Annotated in this window: 15 protein-coding genes; 1 reads left to right on the plus strand and 14 read right to left on the minus strand. The window is 42.4% G+C overall.

Annotated features, from left to right (window positions below):
* Nucleotides 1–158: 158 nt before the first annotated feature.
* On the minus strand, nt 159–833 hold the full coding sequence (locus DW650_RS12820) for a GntR family transcriptional regulator (RefSeq protein ID WP_186900142.1): 675 nt from the start codon (nt 831–833) through the stop codon (nt 159–161).
* Between the two features lie 26 nt (nt 834–859).
* Nucleotides 860–1738: a 4-(cytidine 5'-diphospho)-2-C-methyl-D-erythritol kinase gene (gene ispE / locus DW650_RS12825; protein ID WP_118210134.1), complete on the minus strand. Its 879-nt coding sequence runs from the start codon at nt 1736–1738 to the stop codon at nt 860–862.
* Nucleotides 1739–1892: 154 nt separating this feature from the next.
* Here ispE and DW650_RS12830 point away from each other — a divergent pair, with 154 nt between their 5' ends.
* Nucleotides 1893–2531 carry a hypothetical protein gene (locus tag DW650_RS12830; RefSeq protein WP_117921040.1) on the plus strand — a complete coding sequence of 213 codons (639 nt, stop codon included), beginning with the start codon at nt 1893–1895 and terminating at the stop codon, nt 2529–2531.
* Between the two features lie 140 nt (nt 2532–2671).
* Here the strand turns inward: DW650_RS12830 and DW650_RS12835 are convergent, their stop codons facing one another.
* The 12 genes from DW650_RS12835 to DW650_RS12890 form a co-directional block, all read right to left on the minus strand.
* Nucleotides 2672–3958: an aminotransferase class I/II-fold pyridoxal phosphate-dependent enzyme gene (locus tag DW650_RS12835; RefSeq protein WP_118210135.1), complete on the minus strand. Its 1287-nt coding sequence runs from the start codon at nt 3956–3958 to the stop codon at nt 2672–2674.
* A gap of 31 nt (nt 3959–3989) precedes the next feature.
* The gene (locus DW650_RS12840) at nt 3990–5327 is read right to left on the minus strand and encodes a replication-associated recombination protein A (RefSeq protein WP_118210136.1); all 1338 of its coding nucleotides are present in this window, start codon (nt 5325–5327) and stop codon (nt 3990–3992) included.
* Between the two features lie 229 nt (nt 5328–5556).
* Nucleotides 5557–6750 carry a Mur ligase family protein gene (locus DW650_RS12845; RefSeq protein WP_243102956.1) on the minus strand — a complete coding sequence of 398 codons (1194 nt, stop codon included), beginning with the start codon at nt 6748–6750 and terminating at the stop codon, nt 5557–5559.
* A 92-nt stretch (nt 6751–6842) separates the two neighbouring features.
* Nucleotides 6843–8168, minus strand: a complete 1326-nt coding sequence (locus DW650_RS12850; protein WP_243102957.1) for a hypothetical protein — start codon at nt 8166–8168, stop codon at nt 6843–6845.
* A gap of 206 nt (nt 8169–8374) precedes the next feature.
* A complete protein-coding gene (locus tag DW650_RS12855; protein WP_118210139.1) occupies nt 8375–9931 on the minus strand; it encodes a S1C family serine protease in 1557 nt (518 codons plus the stop codon).
* A 110-nt stretch (nt 9932–10041) separates the two neighbouring features.
* Nucleotides 10042–11424, minus strand: coding sequence for a DUF6056 family protein (locus DW650_RS12860; protein WP_118210140.1), 1383 nt, complete (start codon nt 11422–11424; stop codon nt 10042–10044).
* Between the two features lie 3 nt (nt 11425–11427).
* Nucleotides 11428–12399, minus strand: coding sequence for a glycosyltransferase family 2 protein (locus DW650_RS12865; RefSeq protein ID WP_118210141.1), 972 nt, complete (start codon nt 12397–12399; stop codon nt 11428–11430).
* The gene (locus tag DW650_RS12870) at nt 12399–13502 is read right to left on the minus strand and encodes an LCP family protein (RefSeq protein WP_118210142.1); all 1104 of its coding nucleotides are present in this window, start codon (nt 13500–13502) and stop codon (nt 12399–12401) included. The genes DW650_RS12865 and DW650_RS12870 overlap by 1 nt, the downstream gene beginning before the upstream one ends.
* A gap of 12 nt (nt 13503–13514) precedes the next feature.
* Nucleotides 13515–14933 carry an undecaprenyl-phosphate glucose phosphotransferase gene (locus tag DW650_RS12875; RefSeq protein ID WP_118210143.1) on the minus strand — a complete coding sequence of 473 codons (1419 nt, stop codon included), beginning with the start codon at nt 14931–14933 and terminating at the stop codon, nt 13515–13517.
* A gap of 147 nt (nt 14934–15080) precedes the next feature.
* Nucleotides 15081–16037, minus strand: coding sequence for a glycosyltransferase family 2 protein (locus DW650_RS12880; protein WP_118210144.1), 957 nt, complete (start codon nt 16035–16037; stop codon nt 15081–15083).
* Nucleotides 16038–16048: 11 nt separating this feature from the next.
* The gene (locus DW650_RS12885; RefSeq protein WP_118210183.1) at nt 16049–17989 is read right to left on the minus strand and encodes a glycosyltransferase family 2 protein; all 1941 of its coding nucleotides are present in this window, start codon (nt 17987–17989) and stop codon (nt 16049–16051) included.
* A 2-nt stretch (nt 17990–17991) separates the two neighbouring features.
* Nucleotides 17992–18192, minus strand: coding sequence for a hypothetical protein (locus tag DW650_RS12890; RefSeq protein WP_006855882.1), 201 nt, complete (start codon nt 18190–18192; stop codon nt 17992–17994).
* Between the last annotated feature and the right edge of the window lie 21 nt (nt 18193–18213).

Raw genomic sequence — 18213 nt, forward strand, 5'->3', positions numbered from 1 at the left:
GCCATTCACAAACCTACGACTCACCATTTGGACGGGCGACACATATCTCAACAAACCAGTATTTAGTGGCAGCAAAAAAGGATAAGCAAACGCTTATCCTCATTTCTGTTTCTTATTCTATGCGATTTTCCACGGATTATACAACTTTTGCGAAGCAGCTACTCCTGCTCACGTATCATTTCCTTGACTGCCACGACCTGATTTTTGACATGTTTGTGCATCGCTTCTGTCACACGCACTTTATCCTTTGTCATAAGTCCTTCCACGATCTCATTATGCTCCCGCATCAATGTCGGATAATTTCTTTCATCCTTTAAATACTCGACGCGATAGCGGTACATCTGCTCTCTTAAATTATTGAGCATATTAACAAGTTTTGGATTGCCGGTCGCCTGATAAATAATATCATGAAACTTTACATCTGCTGCCGCGATCTTTTTTAAATCTTTTGACTTGGTAGATTCCTCAAACTCATGCATTGTTTCTGTCAGGGTATCTAACTGTTCTTTCGTCATCTGTTCACATGCGATCGATGCAGCAAGTTCATCTAAGGCGTCACGGATCTGAAGCACATCCTCCATATCCTTTTCCGTCATTTTGGCTACTTCCGCACCTTTTCTCGGAATTGTGACCGCAAGTCCTTCCTGCTCTAACATACGGATTGCCTCACGGATTGGTGTACGGCTGACGCCTAACTTTGCAGCAAGCTGCAATTCCATCAGACGCTCTCCGGGTTTTAACTCTCCTTTTAAGATTGCCTCGCGCAGTGTATTAAACACCACATCCCGAAGAGGCAGATACGCATCCATATTCAGCGTCAAATCGTCTGTCATAAACCTGTCTTCCTCCATTTCTTCGCTTATCTCATGTTGTTGTAAATACTGGTCAGGTAAACCTGTTTTGCCAGTCCGGATGCCTGCATCGCCTCATATGCTGCAACCGCTTTCTCTTTATCATCAAACAATCCGAATACGGTCGGACCGCTCCCGCTCATCATTGCCCCTGCAGCCCCATGCACCATCATATGTTCTTTGATTTCTGCAATTACCGGATAATTCGGGATTGTTACTGTTTCTAAAACATTTCCCATATCTGCGGTAACAGCTGCAAGATTTTTCTGTATGATATCCTCAACCAGCCGGTCAATATCCGGATGAACAGTGTTTTCATCCAGTCTGAGATTCTCATATACAAACTTCGTCGATACAGAAATCTGTGGTTTTGCGATCAGCACCGGACATTTTACCATCGGAGGCAGTGCTGTAAGTTTCTCACCGATTCCCTCTGCAAGCGCGGTTCCACGCATAATACAGTAAGGAACATCCGCTCCGATCTTAACTCCGCGCTGCATCAGCTCCTCCTTAGACAGTCCAAGTTCAAACATCCGGTTCATACCATAAAGCACTGCTGCAGCATCTGTACTTCCTCCTGCCATCCCGGCTGCAACCGGAATATGCTTGTGCAGTTTTACATCGATGCCGTCCTTGATCTGAAATTCATCGATCAGAAGTTTTGCTGCCGTATAAACCAGATTATTTTCATTGGTCGGCAAAAAAGACAGGTTCGTTGTCATTGTGATCCCGCCTGCGGTCTTTTTCATTTCAAGACGATCAAACAGATGTATCGTCTGCATAACCATTTTCACTTCATGATATCCATCTTCACGTCTGCGTACAACATCAAGTCCAAGGTTAATTTTTGCAAGTGCTTTTACTGATATTTCCTTCATAATCCCCATACCATCATTATGTATTTTCGTTGTTTTTTGTATACAACATAAATCTTAACATTTTAAGACCAAAAGGTCAATTCCATCTAAATTATTTTTCCCGAAAAGCCGATATACCTTACAGAAAAAAATGCATGAACAAATCAGTCATTCATTTACTGGAATGGAGGAATTATTTATGGATATGAATGCAATTAACAGCGTAACTTCAACATTTAACAGCTATCAGACAAGTCAGGCTTCCAAGAAAGTTTCTGAGACAGCAGACAAAACAACTACCACGGATAAGACGGAAACCGGTGTTGTATATGAGAAATCTTCTCAAACTGACAAAAACACCGTCACCAAGAAAACAGACTATAAAATGGTAGAAAAATTAAAAGCAGATGCTAAACAGCGTACTTCCCAGTTACGCAGTCTGGTCGAAAAAATGATGACCAAACAGGGCACAGCCATTGCAAATGCTGATTCCATGTGGAGCTTCTTAGCAGAAGGCAACTTTACCGTTGACGAAGAGACCCAGAAACAGGCACAGGCAGATATCGCAGAAGATGGATACTGGGGTGTAGAACAGACTTCTGACCGTATCCTTGATTTTGCAAAAGCACTTTCCGGCAATGATCCTGAAAAAGCGGATCTTCTGATCGACGCATTCAAAAAAGGCTTTGATGATGCAACCAAATCCTGGGGAAAAGATCTCCCGGATATCTCTAAACGCACCTATGATGCAGTTTTAGAGAAATTTGACAAATGGAAAAATGGTTCTACCACAGAAACTGCCGGAACTGAGACAGAAAACTAATTTCTACAAAACAGACATCACATCTGATGTATCTCATAAAAAACTGCAGGGATCATATTTTCATGATTCCTGCAGTTTTTTATTATAACATTCTGCATATTGCTGCTTTTATGTTTTATGTTTTCTATTTCTCTGCTTTTTTATTTCTCTTCTAAGATTTTTTCAATGCTTGCTAATTTCACGCAGACAACAAAGATCTCTGCTGCTGTTGTCAGATCCTCTAAACTTGGATAAGACGGTGCGATACGGATCACGGAATCTTTCGGATCTTTTCCATATGGGAACGGCGCACCTGCCGGAGTCATTACAACACCTGCTTTTTTCGCTTTTGCAACAACATTCTTTGCACAGCCGTCTAAAGTCTCATATGTGATGAAATAACCTCCCTTTGGTTTATACCAGGTACCTACGCCTAAACCGCCAAGTTCTTTATCAAACATGTCTGTGATCATTTCAAACTTCGGACGTAAGGATGCTGCGTGTTTACGCATATGCTCTGTGATACCATGAATGTTCTTAAAGAAACGTACATGACGGAGCTGGTTTACCTTGTCATGACCGATGGTCTGAACCTTCAACTGTTTCTTGATATCCTCTAAGTTATTTGCGGAAGTTGCGATCGCAGCAACACCGGAACCAGGGAATGTGATCTTGCTGGTGGAACAGAATTTGTATACCATATCCGGGTTTCCTGCACGCTTACATTCTGCAAGGATCTCGATCAGATGATCCTGGTCGATATCATATAAATGATGTACGCAGTAAGCATTGTCCCAGTAGATACGGAAATCTTTTGCAGCCGGTTTCAATCTTGCAAAACGGCGTACTGTCTCATCGGAATATGTGATACCCTGCGGATTAGAATATTTTGGAACACACCAGATACCTTTGATCGACTCATCTTTGCTGACTAAATCCTCTACCATATCCATATCCGGACCTGTTGGCAGCATCGGCACATTGATCATCTCAATGCCGAAATATTCTGTGATGGCAAAATGTCTGTCATATCCCGGAACCGGACATAAGAATTTTACTTTATCTAACTTGCACCATGGAGTATTTCCCATAACACCGTGTGTCATGGAACGTGCAATCGTATCATACATGATATTTAAACTGGAGTTACCATAGATAATGATATTGTCCGGATTACACTCGATCATATCGCCGATGAGCACTTTCGCCTCATGGATACCGTCAAGCACACCATAGTTACGGCAGTCTGTTCCATCTTCGCAGGTTAAGTCCACATAAGATGCTAAAACATCCATCATTCCCATAGACAGATCAAGCTGCTCCTGGGATGGCTTTCCTCTGGACATATCAAGTTTTAATCCGCGCTGCTGGAATTTCTTGTACTCTGCCTCGAGTGATTTTTTTTCGGCTAACAGTTCTTCCTTTGTCATTTCCTGGTAAGCTTGCATTGTTTGCTTCCTCCTCTTGGTTTTCTATACATTATTTATCATTCATGGAATATTCCCCTTTTATCTTATGGAAATATTCCCTGATCTGCTGTTCATAACCGTTCTCTGACGGTCTGTAGAACTTCCGGTCAGTCAGTCCGTCCGGCAGATACTGCTGTTCTACATAATGATTCGGATAATCATGCGCATATTTATATCCTATGCCGTGACCGAGTTTGGATGATGATTTGTAATGGGCATCCTGCAAGTGGGACGGAACCGGTGCTGTCATAGTATTTTTCACTGTTTCCATCGCCTCACTGATCGCATTGACTGCGGAATTGCTCTTTGGCGCGCTCGCCACATAAGTGACTGCCTGGGCTAATATGATCTGCGCTTCCGGCATCCCGATACGCTCTACTGCCTGTGCTGCCGACGTTGCAACAACAAGTGCCATCGGATCTGCATTGCTCACATCCTCCGATGCACAGATCATGATCCTTCTTGCGATAAATTTGATATCCTCCCCCGCATACAGCATTCTTGCTAAATAATAGACTGCCGCGTCCGGATCAGAGCCGCGCATGCTTTTGATAAACGCGGATACCGTATCGTAATGGTTATCACCGGACTTATCGTACTTTACCACACGTTTCTGTATACATTCGGAAGCAACGGAAAGCGTGATATGTATGAACCCGTCCTTACTGCGTTCCGTTGTCAGTATTCCAAGTTCTACCGCGGTCAATGCTGCACGTGCATCGCCATTTGAAATATCTGCAAGAAAATCCAATGCGTCCTCATCAATGACGGCATGGTATGCGCCCATACCCTTTTTCTCATCGTTTACTGCCCTTAAAATAAGAGTTTTAATATCCTCTTTTTCCAGACTTTTCAGTTCAAAAATGATCGAACGCGAAAGAAGAGCACCGTTTACTTCAAAATAAGGATTCTCGGTCGTTGCACCGATCAGAATGATGGTTCCGTCCTCCACAAACGGCAGAAGATAATCCTGCTGTCCCTTATTAAAACGGTGGATCTCATCAATAAACAGGATCGTCTTTTTTCCAAACATCCCCATGTTATTCTTCGCCTTGGAAATAACATCTTCCATGTCTTTTTTGCCTGCGGAAGTTGCATTCATCTGCAGAAATTCAGCACTTGTAGAGTTCGCAATGACCTTTGCAAGTGTTGTCTTGCCGGTTCCCGGAGGTCCGTAGAGGATAATGGAACTTAGCTTATCCGCCTTGATCGCGCGGTACAGTAACTTGTCCTTCCCGATAATATGCTGCTGTCCTACCATCTCATCTAAAGTTGCCGGACGCAGACGCGATGCAAGCGGCGATTCCGTTTCTTTTTTCTGTTCTCTCATATATTCGAATAAATCCATGTTTCAACCTGTCTTTCTGACACATACATTTGCTCTTTTTGCATTTTTCTTTCTGCAATCCTGCATTTTTACGTCTAAATATTTATTTTTTTGCATTACTTCCTGCAAATATGACAGATCAATTTTTCAAAAATTCATTCATCTATTACCATACAGGAAAATATACGCTTTTGCAAGACGTAAAATTATTTTCTCCGTTCTGTATGATTTTCTCTGAAAATCTGTCACTTTACTGTGCAAAAGCATATACGTACTTCTGAAATGCCTCTCCACGTTCCTCAAAGTTTTTAAAATAACCATAAGATGCTGCTGCCGGTGAGAGAATACAGGCACCTCCCGGCTCTGTCATCTGCACTGCTGCCTCAACTGCCTGCTCTAAATCTTCCACATAAACACAGTTCTCACAGTCACCAACTTCCCCGAAAATACGTTTACCGGATGCATATGCACAGATAAACTGAAATTCCCTGTGTTCCCTGATAAATGTGATCAGAAGATCATAATTGATCCCACGGTCCATGCCTCCGATCAAAATAGTCTTTGCATCCGGAATACTCATTGCTGCATTTATGGCAGCCTCCGGAATTGTTGAGATGGAATCGTCAAAGTATCTGACTCCTCTGTAGGTGCCAATATACTGCAGCCGGTGCGGCAATCCCTCAAACTCTGCCATGCTCTTTAACACCGCCTCTTTTTCACATCCAAGCAATTCCGCCACATGTTCTACAAACTGCGCATCATACTGGTTATGCTCCCCGGCAAGTCTCAGTTTATAATGCACATCTTTCGGCTGATGAAGCACTGTCTTTTCCGCTTTTGTCTCAATCTTCGGTACATTTTCCCCGACAAAGAAAAAGTCTCCACTTTTCTGATACGCTGCAATATGGCTTTTTGCCTCAAAATATTTTTCTACCGTCCCATAATAGTCAAGGTGTTCCTCATAGAGATTTAAAAAGATTGCAATATGCGGTGACACATTCGTATGCGCAAGCTGGTGGCAGGACATCTCATAGACAATGATCGTATCTTCTGTCACTTCCTCAAAATAATCAAGACAAGGCTGTCCGATATTTCCGAGAAGCAGCACCGGTCTGCCGCTGCATGCTTTTAAAACGGTATAAAGCATGGCAGATGTCGTGCTTTTTCCTTTTGTGCCTGTGATTCCGATCACCTGGTCACGAAACTGCTGCAAAAACAATTCTGTTTCTGAAGTATATTTCGGATTTTCTTCCTTCATCACAATGCCAGGACTCTTTATGATAAAATCATACGCATCCTCATTGATCTCTTCTCTTTTTCCTTCAAATATATCCACAGATGCCGGTTTTACACATCTTTCCAAGAAGTGCTCTGTCGCTTTTCCTTCTCTGCCGTATCCCCAGATCAAAATCCGTTTTCCATCCAACTCGCTGATGATGTCCATTTTTATCTCCATTTCTCCATGTACGCATATTCTATTTGGGTGCATCCTGCAATTTCTTTTTTACTTTAAAATTCATTTCCGGCTTTTATGCCCTATGCCCGGCTCATAAATTCTTTTAAGACTTCTAAAAAATGCTCCGGCACCTGATTTTCAGATACCCATTCAGAAAGCATCCCGTCTAACTCTCCCGGTGCAGCCTCAATCGTCTCTTTATAACGCTCTGTTAAAAGGCTTTTTCCACCGCGGTTTACAAATGTTTTTAATGCAACCAGGACTTCACGTCTTGTTCCCACACATTCAAATGGTTTATTCTCCTCAATTCCTGTCAGTTCCCTGAAATCAAGATCCAGTGAGTCTTTTTCTAACAGATTCTCTCCAAAAATGTGTACCAGTTCTTCCTGTGATAAAAACGGTGTTAAAATAATATAGACAAATAAACATTTCGGGCAGTTGCAGCACCAGATTCCCTGCTTACTTCCCGCATTACAGCTCCGAAATACCTCATGATAATTCTTACACTTTGAAAACAGCCATGCGATCTGCATCTCGGTGAGCGGACGAAGAAGACTGAAATAGTGGATATCTGAATCCGTCACTTCTTTGATATATGATACAAAATCCTGCTCAAATTCAAAACTCTTTGAATACTGATGGTTGACAAAAGAATCCTTTACCGTTGTCTCATTTGCACTCGTCTCATTCGAAAGCACGATATAGCGGTTGCCACTCAAAAATGCTGAAATAAAGGATGAAAATGCCACAACAGCAGAAAACGGGATATGTCCGTTTAAATACCCTTCTGCATTGAGCTCTAATATTTTTTTATCAAGGATACGCTTTGCAGCATAATCTCCCTGTTTATGATCACAGACTGCAATGACGTTTTTCGTAGTCGCATTACCGTTGATACTGTATGTGGTGATCTTCTCTCCCTTTAATACTTCCAGCGAAACAACCGAATCCTTTCCACCTCCGACTGATACCAGACATCCGTCATAGGAATGTGTATCATGGATCGGTACATCTTTTTTCTCTTCACACTCGATCGTTACAAGATCTTCCTCTGAAACCACGATCCCATTACGGTACATAAACTCACCAAGTCCGTTATAGTATAACTTTTTCCACCATTTTTTCTGTTCAGCGGAAAGTGTTCCACAAAGTATCTCTAACTGTTTCGGACAGGCACATTTCCAGTAACTGATCGTCTCTGCCATTCCAAGGTGAAACGCAAGTGCATTTAAGATTGTCTCATCCACGCGCTCCGCAGCCGGAAACTCCCATTTTGACTGAAATTCACACAGTCCCGGTATCTCAAAGTGATACACGATACGATATGCATTTTCGCTATACTCCACCGAATAATCTTTATATAAAAAAGAATCATATTGATTTCTGAAATCCTCAAACTTTGACAACGTAAATCCTCCATTCCAGACGCGATACGTCCCAGACCTATTTTTATTATATGAAATAACCGTCCGCTATAAACATCCACACTGCAAAGCAGACTCTAAAATATCATAGCACACATCCTTGTAAAAGTCGATAGCAGAGGGACGCACAAACAGCGTCCACCAAAAAAGGAGTGGGCTTTTCGCCCACTCCCTATACGGTCATTCAATTAATTTTTCTTGCCAAGTGTAACAGAAATCGTCTGCTCCTGATATTCACCATTCGTAGAACGCTGAATCTTCACATCAACGGTTGTACCTGCTTTATAATACTCCATTGTAGATGACAGTTCTTCCATGGAACCGATCTGTTTTCCATCGAATTCTGTGATGATATCACCTTTCTGGATGCCAGCCTGCTCTGCTGCGGAACCACTTGTTACCTGTGCAACATAAACACCGGATGGCATATTATATGTCTTTGCAACATCATCTGTCACATCGACGCCTGCAATACCAAGGTATGCACTGTCAGATTCATCTACTTTTTCTTTCGTGATCAGATCATTGATAATAGGTGCTGCCGTATTGATCGGGATCGCATATCCGATACCCTCTACCGAAGTATCAGAATATTTTACAGAGTTGATACCGATGACCTCACCGTTTGCACTGAGTAATGCACCACCACTGTTACCAGGGTTGATAGCTGCATCTGTCTGGATCAGTTCTGCGGTATAACTCGTATCACTCTCTGAATCACCGACGGATACCTGACGGTTCAATGCACTGATATAACCAACAGTTACAGACTGTCCATAACCAAGTGCATTACCGATCGCGATACAGGAATTACCAACTTTTAAGCTGTCGGAATCACCAAGTGTAGCTACTTTGATGTTATTCATGGTGTCACTCTCAATGCTGCTTAAAGCGACACGGATGACTGCAAGGTCAGTGGATGGATCTGTACCCTTTACCTCTGCGCTGACGGTTGACTCATCGTTAAAGGTAACTGTCAGGCTGTTTGCACCGTTTACCACATGGTTATTGGTTGCAATGTAAAGGTACTCATCATCCTGGCTTACGATGATACCTGATCCACAGCTTGTGCTCTCATACGTCTGTGGCATACCGCCCCAGAAACTCTGGTATTCGGTCTCGCTCACATTTGTGATTGCCACGATGGACGGCATTACGGATGATACAATATCAGATACATCCGTTGCAACGTAATTCGATGATGTGGAAGTTGCCTCCACCTTGCTGTCTGCCTTTGTCAGTGAATTCTGACTGCCACTGCTCTCTGCCACGCTCTCATCATTTCCAAATGCCTTGGAAGATACAAGATGTACGCCCTCAAATGCAGTACCGGATACCAATCCAAATACTAAAGCAATAGCTGCGCATTTTGCAAGTTTTGTTCCAAATCCACCCGGTTTTTTTTCTCTTTTCTTTTTCTGCTTTTTGCCGGTCGGCTGTGCATTCTGATAAAATGCATTGCCAGTATTCTGATATCCTCCATTTTGATATCCGGTATTCTGGTAAGTACCATTCTGCTGATAGCCGGTATTCTGATATGTGCCATTCTGATATGCACCACCCTGCTGATATCCTGTGTTCTGTGAATATGAACTGCTGTTCTGATAAGAATTCTGGTAATGGTTTACGTTTCCTTCATTCGTGTGTTCTGTCTGCTGGCTGTTCTGGCTTCCGTTATTGTATGAATAGAAGGAATCCGAAGACCCATTCTGATTGTTGTTATTGTTATAATTGTTACCATCCATAACGATTTCTCCTTTCGTATTCGGAATTTCTTTTCCTTTTCTGATTATGAGTGTACAGAGAAATTGTGTTCTATTTGTGACAAAACAATCAAAAAAATATGTTTTTATTTTCAAATGTAATTTATGATCTGATGCAAAATATTCCAGACACCAAGACCTGCCATAATGGAATAAAACAGATCCCGCCATTTTTTTTCAGGGATTTTAAATGCCAGAGCCAGCATGATAAACATACACATCCAGTCTGTCAGATAATAAACCCTTGCACCGGACGCATAGATCGTCGGCGAAAAATGCATGATTGCTTCACTTGCAATTCCACCAAGCCATGCCAGCACAAGTACTACACTGTGTTTTGAAACTTTCCATATCAATATGCAGGTAAATAAAAGTGCCACAATCCACCAGCACATTGCAAACCAGTTTGCCGCCTGCATATCTTCGATCCGTGGTACCTGATCAAGCCGCACTGTAATATCCTTAATATGAAGCCCACAGTCTGAAAATATTTCGATACCAAAAAATGGAAGTATTGCAGTGAGTAAAAACAGACCTGCCCCAGTCACACATACCAGATCTGATGTTTTTCTTTCATTTTTACATAAAATATGCAGGATTCCCGTCAACCAGATTCCTGCTAACAACAGGCGGTTCTCATTTGCAAAAGAAGACACCAGCCATTGCACAGTAATAAAAAAATGCTGCCCAAATGAGAGTTCATTATACTGCGGCATCCAGTTCTGCACTTCCGATACAACCCGGATATCATTTCCCGGTGCCAAAAACAGAATGATAAATGCCACGACAGTCACCGCAGCCTGTGCAATAAGAAGGATATTTCTGATCCGTTCATTTTTCCCCGGATGTTTTTTACATCCATATTGCCTGACGGCAGCCACCAGTACTGCCAGCACCTCAAACGTCAGCAGTACCGCTGCCATCTGTTCGATTGACATGCTTGCAAGAATCGCACAGGGGATGGAATAGAAAAAATGTTTTGAGTTTCCCACTCCCGTATCAAACACAATATCTGCAACCGGGATCAGAGCCCAGATCCCACAGGTAAATGACCAGGTGTAAAAAATAGATCCGTTGATCCATATTGCCGCATATCCAACGGTCATAATCGCCATCAGAAGATAACCGCACACCACTGTAAGCGTCGGTCCCGCCAGAAATCTTTCTGTACGAATCCCCGCTGCTTTTTCTGCCAGTTTCAGAACACCGCAGGGAAGAAGTACGATCATCATGGCATTTACAACACGCCAGAACCAGATTCCCAGTGTAAACGCAGCATATACCATCGCTTCTCCGGACATTCTTCCCACCCATGTCGTATAACGCCAGCTCAGATATTCCAAAAATCCCATTTCATGTGTATACTGATAAAAAAAGGCATCGTCGCCATCGGAATACCCCACCTGCGTCAGCAGGAGGAATACTCCCATAAACATCAATGCCCAAAATAAAACTTTTTTAGAAGTCTCTTTCATAATTTACCTATTCCCGTCTGATACTTCCTGTTTCCACAAACGTCTCCAGTAATCCGGACTCATCGTGCACTTTAAAATCTGTTTTCTGCTCAGCTTTTTATATCTTTTTCCCAGCCAGTATCCAGCATATTTTCCAACACACATGATTCCAAGTTCAAAAATAAGATGTGGCTTTCCAATCGAGCACAAATACTTCATGGTACTCTTTACCAGCTTCATTCCCTCCGCTTCCGAACTGATCTGTTCAAATATCTCAGGATGCATGGTCTGTGAGACAGCCAGATCAAAATTCCGGTGGAACTGCTGTTTTACTGTATAATTGTGGGAATGAATCACTTTCGCGTCCGCTTCATATTTTACATAATATCCTGCAAAAACTGCTTTTGCCGCAAAAAACATATCTTCATTAAAAATAACCGGTGACTCGAATCCTCCAAGCTCACGAAACAGATCCACCCTGTAAGCTGCACATACATCAGAGCAGAAAAATGTTTTAATGCCAAGTTCTTTTATATCATCTTTTCCTTTTTTTCTGCTTTTATCCGGATAATTAAAAGATCTTGTATAGCGCTCTACAATGCGGCAGTTCTCATTTGGAAGCTGTCTTGCATAACAGACTGCTGTATCCGGTTCCTCTAAGCCTGCTGCCAGCCGTTCAATCAGATCTGCATCTGCAGGGACTGCATCCTGTGTCATAAAAATAACAACATCTGCATCGGAATGATCTGCGCCATACATTCTCGTTCCACCATGGTCAAATGTTTCTTTGCTGACATGATACAGTGTATATTCACATGGAAGTGCCTGCAGGCACTGTTCAATTGGATACTTTGCTACAGCCTCTCTCCATAATGCTTCTTCTGTATTTAAAATAAGAACCCTATGAACGACAAAGGTCTGCTCCTGCAGTTTTTGCAGGAGCAGACAAAATGTGTCATCCGGTCTGTAAGTCGGTATGATCAGATCTGCTTTCATTAATATCCTTCTCCCTGATGGAATCCGGTATCATTGACAATCTGAGCACTGTTATTCTTGACTGTATCGGTCGGTGCATATTCATTATCATCGTATAAAAATACATGAAGCTGTTTTACATTGGATTCAAGATCACATGGTACAACAACGCTTCCCTTATTTCCAAGTGTTGTCGTATTCTTCTCAAATGGGAATCCTGTTGTCTCGCCAAGGCTGTAATTAAATACCTGTGCAGCCAGAGAGATCAGCTCTGTATTTGAAAAACTTGTCTTGATATCACCAAATAATTCGTCGATCAGGCTGTTGATCGTAGTAAGATTTGCCTTCTGCGCTTTCTGTACCATTGCAGTAAGAACGGTACGCTGACGTTCTGTACGCTTATAATCATCTCCTGCAGTATAACGGATACGCGCATACGCACATGCCTGAACACCATCCATCTCTACATTTGTTCCGCCACCAGATAAGTACTTGGAATTATTTTTGGTCAGTTTATTGATCTCATCCATATAACCATGCATCAGCACAGCCTCTTCATCAGACACCTCCGGGATCGTAACTCCGCCCAGAAGATCTACACATTCAACAACTGCATTAAAGTCCACTGTTACATAATCGGTAATGTCCATATCCAGGTTTTTATTTAACATGGTAATTGCCTGCTCCGGACCACCTTTTGCATATGCGGAATTACATTTCTTAAAAGTACCGCCTCCGATATCCAGATAACTGTCTCGATATACAGATACCAGCTTTACCGCATGTGTATCATTATTGATACTTGCGATCATGATAACATCACTGTTACCTTTGGAGAGATTACCGTTTGAACGGTTATCAAGACCAAACAGTGCGATTGTTGTATAACCTGCCATGATTTCCTGTGACTCCGAAGATAATCCCTCATTTACCTCGATATCTTCTTTATTGAAGCTTGTGTCCTTCTCAATCTTTGAAAGTTTTACTGTGACAAACAGCACTGCTGCAAGAATCAGTAAAACAAAAATCTCTATCACAACAATGATGATTCTGTTTTTCTGCTTTTTCTTTCTTTTTCCATTCCTGCTATGTGCCCCATTTCTTCCCTGTACTGTTTTACTCATAAATGTTTTCTCCTAATATGCATTTTTATTTATAAAACCTTTGAAGACGGTAAGAAACAGGATCTTAATATCCAGCCCTATCGTCCAGTTTTCAATATAATAAAGATCATGCTCGATCCGCTTGCGTATGGATGTGTCACCCCGGTATCCATTGACCTGTGCCCATCCGGTCATACCGGGACGCACCTGATGTTTGATCATATAACGCGGTATCTCTTCCCGGAATTTTTCCACATACTGTGGCCGTTCCGGTCTTGGTCCCACAAGACTCATATCGCCTTTTAACACATTAAATAACTGTGGAAATTCATCCAAGCTTGTCTTGCGCAGGAATCTGCCGATCTTTGTGATCCGCGGATCATCTTTATGTGTCCAGCCCTTGCGTTCTTCTTCCTCTGTCTGCACATACATGGTGCGGAACTTATACATGCGGAATGGCTCATTGTGCAGTCCGACACGCTCCTGTTTAAAGATCAGCGGTCCTTTTGAAGTCACCTTGACTGCTATTGCGGTAAGCAGCATAATTGGCGAAAAAAACACGATACAGAGCAGTGAGCCAATAATGTCCATACACCGTTTTACAAGTGCATTAAACGTATTTGACAACGGCACATAACGGATATTGATAACAGGAAGTCCTAAAAGATCCTCCGTATACGGCTTTGTCGGAATGATATTTCCATAATCTGGAATAAATTTGGTATGAACTCCGGATTTTTCACATTCCGCAACGATCTTCTCCAACTTATAATATTCTTCAAGTCCAAGTGTGATCGCAATCTCATCTAATTTATTCTCCGGCAGAATATAAAGCAGATTGCCAATACTTCCAATGACCTTTATCCCCTTATAAGTTGTCCCTCTCGCTATATTGTCGTCTAAAATCCCCCTGACATTGTACCCCCACTGCGGATTCAGCTGTATCCGGTCTATATACTGCTCAGCGGCACGCGAATATCCCACAAGTAGAACATGCTTAAGGTTATAGCCGTTTTTGCGTATCGTGCGCAGAAACTGACGTATCAGCAGACGTAATACCTCTTCTAATACCGTGTTGATCGCAAAGAAATAAAAGAACATCTCACGTGAGAAATTTCGAAACTGCTCCACATAAGACTGCAGGTTGTACAATACTGTAAAAATCAACAGAAAACCTACAATATTCGCCATCACGATATTGGAAAACTCCAACCGCCGTCCCTGTACCCTCTTTGGCGCATAAAGATTAAACGCATAATACAAGATCAGATACAATGGAATGATTACGACCAGTGCCCTCATGTAAAATCCCAAAGACAATGCACCGCCCGGTGAGTCCAAAATACCGCTCGAAAACTTCAGCCACCATGCTATGATATATGATACCGCAATGACAAACGCATCTATGATCACATGCAGTCTGTTAAAATGCTGTTGATTATCTTTTATCATAATGTCATCCTTTTTTCATTTTCAAGCTACCATAAAAATAATAATACAATAATTTTCCATAAAGCACAACTTCTTTTTCTTAAAACTCTTGTCACAATTTCTTAATTATTTCTTTATTATTCTTTGACGCTCAAACGATTTTTCCTGTTATCTGTGCGATAACACACGAAATATATTTGTAATGAGTTCCCACTCAATTTTTACATAATTGCGAAGATTCCCCGCCTTAAAACGAACTTTTCTGCATTTTTTACACTGCGTAATTCCTTCTGTGATCCCTTTCAGATAACAATGACCAAATCCTTTTCTGCAGAAAAACAGCCACTTGACCAGAACACCTGCCAGTAAAAACGGCAGATTGATCAAAAGCTGCAACACCGGCATATTTTTATAGATCACATACATGGAGTTGCGTGCAGCAAGAAATACTTTTTTTTCATTATAGCGTGAGCCTGTCGTAGCACTTCCGACATGATACACCTTCGCCCCCGGAATATAACAATTGCGATATCCTGCGATTTTTGCACGGTATCCAAGATCAAGATCCTCCAGATAGGCAAAATGATTTTCATCCAGCACACCGATCTTCTTTAACACAGACATCCGGTAAATGGCCGCGCCGCCACAACAGGAAAATACTTCCTCTGGTTTTCCATAATCTGCAGCCGGTCTGCCTTTTCCCCGTGCCACTGCCCAGCCTGGCAGCGTATAAAGGTCTCCTGCATTATCAATCAGATCCCGCTGTCTGAAATCAAGCATCTGCGCTCCACAGGAAAAAATATGTTCCGACTGCCTGATTCCTTTTAGCAGTTCCTCCACAAAATGTGGTTCTGCCTCTGTATCGTTATTCAAAAGGATTGCATAGGGTGTTTCCGTCATTTTAAAACCAAGGTTTACCGCTCCACAGAACCCGGTATTTTCCGGCAGTGCGACCATTTCCATATCCAGGCTTTCCGATGTAACTAAAGTGCTTCCATCTGTGGAGCCATTATCGATCACAAGCAGTTTAAATTCCCGGCAGGTCTGCCGTTCCAGTGTTTTTATGCAGTTTTCCAAAAGTTTTTTTCCGTTATAATTCGGAATGATAATCGTAACTTCCGTCATCCATCCTCCCTTCAACTGTTATCCTTCAGTGAATAATTATTATAAACCGAAGAAAAGTTTGGATTATAATACGGATCTCCATTTTTTAAGATACCGATCCAGTGATTTCTCATATATTCGATCTCGCGCTGGAAACGCGCTGTTTTTTCTGCCGAATCCTCCGCGCCACGGGATTTCGACTCGTAATGATATGCCTGGACATGCGGATCATAGACAACTAATTTTCCAAGTCTGCGCACTTTTAAGCAGAAATCCACATCATTAAACGCAACCGCAAGCTGCTCCTCAAAGCCGCCTGCCTGCTCGTAAATCTCTCTCTTCACCATCAGACATGCTGCCGTAACTGCACTGTAATCCAGCTGGATCGATGCCTTATGCATATAACCGCTGCGCTCTCCGGCGAGTCCGACAAACATATTGTCTCCGATTCCACGTGCATTTCCGCCGATCCCGACCACGATTCCGGCATGCTGGATCGTATGATCCGGGTAAAACAGTTTTACACCGACAACTCCTGTTTCTTTTCGCAGGCAGTTTTCTAACATCCGTTTCATCCAGTCATTTCCGATCATTTCAATATCATTGTTCATCAGGAGATAATAACTGCCCTCTGCAAATTTTACGCCAAAGTTATTTAATCTGGAATAATTAAAGCCTTCCGTGTAAACCGCAACACAGATGCGCTGTCCACCGGCAAGTTTTCCTTCCATGCAGCGTATTCCATCAACCATATTTTCTTCCGGTGCAATATTTTTATAGTAATCGAATGTCTCCTCACAACTGTTATTCTCCACCACGATAACTTCATAATTACCATAAGAAGACTTTTCAATCGCAGCAATACATTTCTGTAAGGTTTCCACCTCATCCTTACTTGGTATGATGACCGACACAAGTGGTTTCTCTGTCAGAGCATATTCTACCTCATAAAATCCCATATCCTTCGTCGGTGTCACAACCGCATCCACACCAAGCCGCTTTAAATGCTCCCCGATCGCACGCTTTCCCGCATCAACTGCATATTGTTTTGAGAAAGGATTCTCAGCAGTCGACTCTTTATGACATCTCCAGTGATACAGTATCCTTGGGATATGACCAATTGCTCTCGCCTGTTCTGCACAGCGGAGAATAAAATCATAATCCTGCGCCCCGTCAAAATCAGGGCGGATGCCACCCACTCTTTCAAGAAGGGATCGTTTTACCGCAAGGAAATGCGTAATGTAGTTATTTGACCGGAGCAGATCAATATTAAAATCCGGCTTTAAATGCGGCTGAAAATGTGTTTTACCATCCATATCAACCTTATCTTCATCCGTGTAGATCATTTCATAGTCACTGCCGGCTTCCTGATAGATTGTTGCTGCCAGTCCGTCTTCATTATGAAATCCCTGTCTTATCATCTTTACCAGCTCAAACAGAGCATCCGGTGCAAGCAGGTCATCATGATCCATAAATGCGATCCAGTCTCCATCTGCTAATGCGATCGCTGCATTTGTATTTCCTGCGATCCCCAGATTTTTGTTAAGACACTGATACCTGATCCGTACATCTGCCGATGCATATTCGGCTGCAACACGCTGTACAACTGATGATCTAAGATCTGTTTCTTCCTCCGCAGATCCACTGCCATCCGCAAGACACAACTGCCAGTTTCCATAAGTCTGCGCCTGCACCGACTCGATCATCCCTCGAAGAAAAGTTTCCGGTGTCCGGTAAATCGGCACCACAATACTGATCTTTGGCGCATCTTTCCATTTTTCTGCCTGCTTTTTTTGTTTTTCAAGCTGATCCGCTGCTGCCTTATGTTTTTCATACCATGGCTCATACGGAACATTTTCCGCCTCCATTTTTTCCTGAAGACGTATCACAAATTCTTTCCATCCATAATGCTTCAGATAGCGTAATCCTTTCACAACTTTCTGAATGGTTATTTTCTGAAAAATTGATTTCATGTTTATTTTTTCGCTTTCTGATGGATATAAAGCCATCCGTTTGCGTAATCCTTTCGTTCCTCCTCCGACATTGAGGTAAATGCATCAAAATCCACCTTTGCCAGCGTCATCTGCTCGTTTCCACATTTAAAGCACTCCACGTCTTTGCGTCTTGATACAACACGCATCCATCCGCATTCCGGGCAAATAAATACTTTCATCATAGGAACTTCTGCCTCTCTCCT

This window comes from Roseburia sp. AM23-20 (assembly GCF_003470905.1).
GTDB classification, from domain to species: Bacteria; Bacillota; Clostridia; order Lachnospirales; family Lachnospiraceae; genus Roseburia; species Roseburia rectibacter.

What these genes read in the sequence shown, in the direction of transcription:
- ispE (WP_118210134.1), bottom strand. Translation starts at nt 1,738, where the DNA reads ATGGGGATTATGAAGGAAATATCAGTAAAAGCACTTGCAAAAATTAAC.
- DW650_RS12865 (WP_118210141.1), bottom strand. Translation starts at nt 12,399, where the DNA reads ATGAAAGCAGATCTGATCATACCGACTTACAGACCGGATGACACATTT.
- DW650_RS12855 (WP_118210139.1), bottom strand. Translation starts at nt 9,931, where the DNA reads ATGGATGGTAACAATTATAACAATAACAACAATCAGAATGGGTCTTCG.
- DW650_RS12820 (WP_186900142.1), bottom strand. Translation starts at nt 833, where the DNA reads ATGACAGACGATTTGACGCTGAATATGGATGCGTATCTGCCTCTTCGG.
- DW650_RS12830 (WP_117921040.1), top strand. Translation starts at nt 1,893, where the DNA reads ATGGAGGAATTATTTATGGATATGAATGCAATTAACAGCGTAACTTCA.
- DW650_RS12880 (WP_118210144.1), bottom strand. Translation starts at nt 16,037, where the DNA reads ATGACGGAAGTTACGATTATCATTCCGAATTATAACGGAAAAAAACTT.
- DW650_RS12870 (WP_118210142.1), bottom strand. Translation starts at nt 13,502, where the DNA reads ATGAGTAAAACAGTACAGGGAAGAAATGGGGCACATAGCAGGAATGGA.
- DW650_RS12845 (WP_243102956.1), bottom strand. Translation starts at nt 6,750, where the DNA reads ATGGACATCATCAGCGAGTTGGATGGAAAACGGATTTTGATCTGGGGA.
- DW650_RS12875 (WP_118210143.1), bottom strand. Translation starts at nt 14,933, where the DNA reads ATGATAAAAGATAATCAACAGCATTTTAACAGACTGCATGTGATCATA.
- DW650_RS12890 (WP_006855882.1), bottom strand. Translation starts at nt 18,192, where the DNA reads ATGATGAAAGTATTTATTTGCCCGGAATGCGGATGGATGCGTGTTGTA.
- DW650_RS12885 (WP_118210183.1), bottom strand. Translation starts at nt 17,989, where the DNA reads ATGAAATCAATTTTTCAGAAAATAACCATTCAGAAAGTTGTGAAAGGA.
- DW650_RS12835 (WP_118210135.1), bottom strand. Translation starts at nt 3,958, where the DNA reads ATGCAAGCTTACCAGGAAATGACAAAGGAAGAACTGTTAGCCGAAAAA.
- DW650_RS12860 (WP_118210140.1), bottom strand. Translation starts at nt 11,424, where the DNA reads ATGAAAGAGACTTCTAAAAAAGTTTTATTTTGGGCATTGATGTTTATG.
- DW650_RS12840 (WP_118210136.1), bottom strand. Translation starts at nt 5,327, where the DNA reads ATGGATTTATTCGAATATATGAGAGAACAGAAAAAAGAAACGGAATCG.